At 72.6% G+C, this 2,023-nt stretch carries 2 protein-coding genes; both read left to right on the top strand.

The features are described 5' to 3' along the window. The first annotated feature begins 155 nt into the window (after window positions 1-155). Window positions 156-1,508 (top strand): glycosyltransferase, encoded by a 1,353-nt coding sequence (locus ACWC2B_RS38010; RefSeq protein ID WP_450724923.1) that lies wholly within the window; start codon window positions 156-158, stop codon window positions 1,506-1,508. Beyond that, window positions 1,508-2,023, top strand: a 516-nt coding sequence (locus ACWC2B_RS38005; protein ID WP_450724925.1) for an ArnT family glycosyltransferase, incomplete at its 3' end; no start/stop codon positions are given. The genes ACWC2B_RS38010 and ACWC2B_RS38005, both read left to right, overlap by 1 nt.

Genomic DNA, 2,023 nt, shown 5'->3' with positions numbered 1-2,023 from the left:
CCAGGGGGTACCCCCATCGAGGGCCTTCCGGCGCCTTGCGATCGCACGCACCAGACGCCGCGGTCTGATCCGGGCGGGGTTTAGACACAGGCTCTCACAGGCTGGGGACAGGCCGACCACACAGGTGTGACAGCGGCCCTGGCGAGGGTCGCGGTATGCGAACCGAACCCTCTGCCACGAGCGCCGCCGGTACGGCCCGTGCCGGGTGCGCCCCGAGCGCCGCGACCGCGCCTCACACGGTGGACCCGGCGCATCCGGCGGCCCTTCCGGCCCGCCGCCACCTGCCCGTCCAGCCGGCCGGCACCCTCGTGCTCGACGTGACGATCCCCGTGTACAACGAGGAGCGTGACCTGGAGCGCTGCGTACGGCGGCTGCACGAGCACCTCGCGCGGACCTTCCCGTACGGCTTCCGGATCACGGTCGCCGACAATGCCAGCGTCGACTCGACTCCCTTGATTTCCAAGAGACTTGAGCGCGAGATTCCCGAGGTGCGGGCCTTTCGTCTTGAGGAGAAGGGGCGCGGGCGGGCGCTGCGTGCCGTGTGGTCGGCCTCGGACGCGCCGGTGCTCGCGTACATGGACGTGGACCTGTCCACCGACCTCAACGCCCTGCTGCCGCTGGTCGCGCCGCTCATCTCCGGGCATTCGGACCTCGCCATCGGCTCGCGGCTGGCCCGTTCCTCGCGGGTGGTGCGCGGCGCCAGGCGGGAGTTCATCTCGCGTACGTACAACCTGATCCTGCGCGGCTCGCTCGCGGCGCGGTTCTCCGACGCGCAGTGCGGGTTCAAGGCGATCCGGCGCGATGTGGCCGAGCGGCTGCTGCCGATGGTCGAGGACACCGGCTGGTTCTTCGACACCGAGATGCTGGTGCTCGCCGAGCGGGCCGGGCTGCGGATCCACGAGGTGCCGGTGGACTGGGTCGACGACCCGGCCAGCACCGTGCACATCGTCAGTACGGCGATGGACGACCTCAAGGGGGTGTGGCGGGTCGGGCGGGCGCTGGCCGTCGGGGCGCTGCCGCTCGACCGGCTCTCGCGGCCGTTCGGCGACGACCCGAGGGACCGGCAGCTCAGCGGGGTGCCGGGGGGCCTGGCCCGCCAGGTCGTCGGGTTCTGCGTGGTCGGCGCGCTCTCCACGCTCTTCTACCTCGCCCTGTACTCGGTCTCGCGCATCGCGATGGGCCCCCAACTCGCCAATGGCGTGGCCCTGTTGGTGTCGGCGGTGGCGAACGTGTCGGCCAATCGGAGGCTCACCTTCGGGGTACGCGGCCGGGACCGGGCGGTACGTCACCAGGCGCGGGGCCTCGCGGTCTTCGCCATCGGCCTCGCGCTCACCAGCGGCTCGCTCGCGGCCCTCGACGCGGCCACCCCGGACGCCGCGCACTCCACCGAGGTGGCCGTCCTGGTGGCGGCGAACCTCGCGGCGACGATCCTGCGCTTCCTGCTGTTCCGCGCCTGGGTCTTCCCGGACCGCACCACTTCTCCCGATCACCCGAAGGGCGACGCATGATGAGCACGACCTCCTGCCAGGCCGAACCGTGTGAGGGGGTCGCGGCGCGCGGGCGCCGGGCCGCCGGGAGCCGGCTGTGGCGCGGCCGCCCCGACGACCCGGCCTGGGTGCGGCCCGCGTTCCTCGCGGTGCTCGCCGCCACCTTCGCCGGCTACCTGTGGAACCTCAGCGCCTCCGGGTACGCGAACTCCTTCTACTCGGCGGCCGTCCAGGCGGGCAGCCAGAGCTGGAAGGCCTTCTTCTTCGGCTCGCTCGACGCCGCCAACGCCATCACCGTCGACAAGCCCCCGGCCGCGCTGTGGCCGATGGCCCTGTCCGTACGCCTCTTCGGCCTCGGCTCCTGGCAGATCCTGCTGCCCGAGGTGCTGATGGGTGTGGGCACGGTCGCCGTGCTGTACGCGGCCGTGCGGCGCCGGTTCAGCCCGGCCGCGGGGCTGATCGCGGGCGCGGTGCTCGCGCTGACCCCGGTCGCGGCTCTGATGTTCCGCTTCAACAATCCGGACGCGCTGCTCGCG

The organism is Streptomyces sp. NPDC001415 (assembly GCF_053597395.1).
Note: the sequence above shows the minus strand (reverse complement) of the source record. Positions and strands in the feature narration are given on the sequence as shown.